Source organism: Mesorhizobium captivum, assembly GCF_033977165.1.
Classification (GTDB): domain Bacteria; phylum Pseudomonadota; class Alphaproteobacteria; order Rhizobiales; family Rhizobiaceae; genus Mesorhizobium; species Mesorhizobium captivum.
Window position 1 is genome coordinate 1 of the sequence record NZ_JAVIJB010000091.1, and the last position, 4,065, is coordinate 4,065.

At 60.8% G+C, this 4,065-nt stretch carries 3 protein-coding genes; all 3 read right to left on the minus strand.

The window, feature by feature from the left end:
• Positions 1-847: 847 nt before the first annotated feature.
• Positions 848-970, minus strand: coding sequence for a hypothetical protein (locus RFM40_RS33210; RefSeq protein WP_320229117.1), 123 nt, complete (start codon positions 968-970; stop codon positions 848-850).
• 5 nt (positions 971-975) lie between these two features.
• Entirely contained in the window at positions 976-1,971 is a 996-nt protein-coding gene (locus RFM40_RS33215) for an HAD family hydrolase (RefSeq protein WP_320229118.1), read from the minus strand.
• A gap of 461 nt (positions 1,972-2,432) precedes the next feature.
• The gene (locus RFM40_RS33220; protein WP_320279025.1) at positions 2,433-4,058 is read right to left on the minus strand and encodes an arylsulfatase; all 1,626 of its coding nucleotides are present in this window, start codon (positions 4,056-4,058) and stop codon (positions 2,433-2,435) included.
• Between the last annotated feature and the right edge of the window lie 7 nt (positions 4,059-4,065).

Genomic DNA, 4,065 nt, shown 5'->3' on the forward strand with positions numbered 1-4,065 from the left:
AGGGCCAGCAGAATTTTCAACCGGACAGCGAGCAAGCTGGGAAGTACGTAACGGTAACAAACGTAAGTGCCCGCCGCTCGACGTCAGCAGCCAACGGCCTCACTTGGCAGGGAATAAAAACGTGAGCGTTGTGCGGATGCCCCACTCCGGCCCGCCCTGCTGCCAGACCGAAACGCCGGCATTGAGGAAAGCACGTCCAACCGGCCGTAATGCTCCTTGACCGCCTCGGCCAGCTTCCTTTGCGCGTAGACATCCGAGCTATTGGCCCGCAGCACCGGAACAAGTCGGCACCAAGCTCCATCCCGATGACCCGCTGCCATCGCGCCTGGACGGAGTACGCCTCGACCGCTCTTGGTGATGTATGGCAGTTCATCAATGCCAAGGACTCTTCTACCGCTCAAGCAGGTAGCCCTTCGCGAAAAGTTCGGCCGGCTCGAAGAAACCCTGAGCCATGGCCCATACTTTACCGGAGAGGGCTTTTAGCATGGTCGATGTAATCTTCGCGCCGATGTTTCGCTACTTCGATGTGCTTGATCAGGCCGTTTCCCAGCCACTCTTTGATGGACGCCCCGTGTAGCGAAGTGGCGTGACGCGCTCACAAAGCGCGCGGCGTCGTTTCGGCCGTCAGGCCCGACTACGGCGACCTGCTCAATGAGCATCTTCGTAAGCATGATGCGCTTTTGGCTGCATAGTGATTTGCGGCCTATTGATGCGACGCGAACCTCGCTCGGGTGGGGCGGGCTGGGCCCAAAGGAGTTGATCGGACCCGAGATCCATCAGCCTTAGTTCTTGGGGGGCCTTGGAGGCGACTCGATAGGCGATCTCCGCCCATGAATGCAGCTTTTCTTCATCCTCGAGTGTCGAAGCCGTAGCGGATCCAGCCGAAGCAGCAGGACAAGCCGATATTCTGCAGCATCGAGCGGGTCTGGTTGTCGTAAAGCAACGTAAAGGCCGCCCCAGTTCGGTTCATCAGCCTTACTTGCCAAAGACCTGACGCCAGTCGTTCTTCATATCGACAACGGTCCAGCCATTGTCAGCCGCCGCATCGAGCCCCTTGTCGAGCTTACCGATCTCCGATGCGCGGTCGTAGGCCCATTCGCGTTCGCCGTCGGTGTGATGGATGAAGAGACAGAGGTGGGCTGGACCGCCGGCGCAGGTCCATTGCAGCATGGCGAGGTCGCCGTCCGAATTGCCGAACGCCGCGATCGGCCGACGGCCGATGTGCATCTGGATGCCGACTGGCTTGCCATCGCCGTCGTCGATGAAGTCGACAGCCGGCAGCTTCTCCAGCAGTGGCGTCCCGCCGCGGAGCTGGAACTTCAGCTCGCCGGAGCTGCCGACGACCTGCTCGGGCGGGATGCCGTAGGTTTCTTCGGCGAAGCTGCGCACAAACTCGATGCCGCCGCCCGTGACGATGAAGGTCTTGAAGCCGTTTGCACGAAGGTAGGCGAGAAGTTCGAGCATCGGCTGGTAGACCATTTGGGTGTATGGCTTCCGGCTCTTCGGATGGGTCGCCGTCGCCAACCAATCCTGGACGATCCCCCTGAACTCCTCCGTGCTCATACCGGAGTGGGTGGCGGTGATCAGCTCGACAATCGCATGCTCGCCGTCGGCAAGCGCGCTCTTCAGATCACCTTTTAACAGCGACGCGAACGGCTCTTTGTCCTTCCATTCGGGGTGCTGGGTGCTGAGCGCCTTGACCCGGTCAATGGCGAACAGGAACTGGAAATAGAGCGGTTGCTCGGCCCACAGAGTCCCATCATTGTCGAAGACGGCGATGCGCTCGGCAGGCGCCACATATTCGGTACCGCCCTCGCTGGTGACCTTCGCGACGAAGTCTATAATCGCTTGCTTCGTCGGACCATCGTTCCAGGACGGCAGCGCGTCCTTCTGAGTAGCGGCCGATGAGGCGGGCAGAAGGGCGACCGTCATCCAGACGATGAGCATGACGAAGATATGGGCAAGTCTCATTACAGTCTCCCGGTTTCCCATCTAGCGTGCCACCGAGCGGCTGGGCTCTCTGCAACCCTGACCCGGCATGCATGCGGTGATTTTGCATCGCTGGGCCCAAACAACCAACCGTACTCGGGATATGTTGCATCCGGCAGGATCGCGCGCTGGCGACATACTTGTCGCAGAGCATCAACCCTGGGACCCGGTGGGCTTCGCGACGTTGAATGGCTGTTTCGGACGATTCCGGCGGAACTTGCATCTCGGCGCAGCTCATATCGTCGAATGTCGTAGCGATGAACCGTTGCGGTCGCGCCCATCTGTCGTGCAAACGCCTGGCCGATCGAGCCTGCAGCCAGCACAGCCAAGGCAAGACGAACTTCATGTGGACTCCAATTCGAGGGCTGCGCTGGCAGCCCTCGTGACGGCTGAGGCGAGAGCACCGCCGGCAAATGATGCATCTGCCGAGGCGCTTGCCGATGTCAGTTCTTGCCGGCTCCTCCTGCCTCCTGCAATTTCGCCAGCACCTGGTCGAGGGAGAAGCTTCCCGGCTTCTGCCTCGGTGGGTAGTCGACATAGCTTTGCAGGTGCCCGGCCACGAAGGCCTGCGCGGGAACCAGTAGATAGGTTCTGTCGAGGCGCCAGAAGTCGTATTCGCTCCCTTCATGCGCGGCGCGCTCGAATGGATCGGAGCGCAGGTTGAAGATTTTCGGAAGCCGCAGGGGTACGAACGGCTCCTGCCACACGTCGAAGCCCTCCGCGCGCTGCTCCAAGAACAGGACTTTCCATCGGTCGTAGCGGATTGCCGCAAGGTTCCCATCATCGGTCCAGAAGAAGAACTCCTTGCGTTTGCTCGGACCGCTGCCGGCCAGCAGATCGTGCTGGTCATAGCCGTCGAGATGGACCTTGAAGGTCTTGCCCGCTGCCTCATAGCCAGTCAGGAGCTTTTGCTTGACATCCGGCTCGCCGGCGGCCGCCACGAGCGTGGGAACCCAGTCCTCGTGGGACATGACGTCATTGATCTCGGTACCTGGCTTGATGGCGCCTGGCCAGCGCATCATACCGGGGACGCGGTAGCCGCCTTCCCAGCTGGTATTCTTCTCGCCATGGAACGGCGTTGTTCCGCCATCTGGCCAGGTGAAGACTTCCGCGCCGTTGTCCGTAGTCCACAAAACGATCGTGTTGTCGGCGATGCCGAGATCATCGAGCTTCTGGAGAAGCTGGCCGACCATGCCGTCATGCTCGACCATGCCGTCAGCCTCTATCCCTAGGCCTGTCCTGCCTTCCGACTCCGGCTTGAGATGGGTAAAGACGTGCATGCGCGTCGAATTGAACCAGCAGAAGAACGGTTTGTTTGCCGTATGCTGCCGGTCGATGAAGTCTAAGGCGGCACCGAGGAATTCCTCGTCCACAGTCTCCATACGCTTCTTAGTCAAAGGGCCCGTGTCCTCGATCTTCTGCTTGCCGACCTTGCCGAAGCGTGGGTCCTCGGTCGGATCGTCCGTTTCGGTAGCAAAGCACTTGAGCACACCGCGCGGCCCATACTCGGCGTGGAATTGCGGGTCTTTCGGGTAGTCGACGTTCTCCGGCTCCTCCTCGGCGTTGAGGTGGTAGAGGTTACCGAAGAACTCGTCGAAGCCGTGGACGGTGGGTAGGAATTCGTTGCGGTCCCCGACATGGTTCTTGCCAAACTGGCCGGTTGCATAGCCTTGCGGCTTGAGGAGCTCGGCGAGCGTCGGATCCTTGTCGGACAATCCTTCCTTCGCGGCCGGCAGACCAACCTTCAGCAGGCCGGTGCGGAAGCAGCTCTGCCCGGTGATGAAGGCAGCGCGTCCGGCGGTGCAGGACTGCTGTGCGTAGAGGTCGGTGAAGATCGCACCCTCTTTGGCAATGCGATCGATGTTAGGCGTGCGGTAGCCCATCATGCCACGGTTGTAGGCGCTGATGTTCCAATAGCCGATGTCGTCGCCAAAGATGACGAGGATGTTGGGCTTGCCCCCAGTTGGCTGCGCCCGCGCGCTGCGGAGAGAGGGCGCCGAGGCAATAGCTGCCGTGGCGGCGACCAGCGCGGTGCCGCCGAGCAGTACATTGCGTCGGTTTAGGGTGATTTCCTCG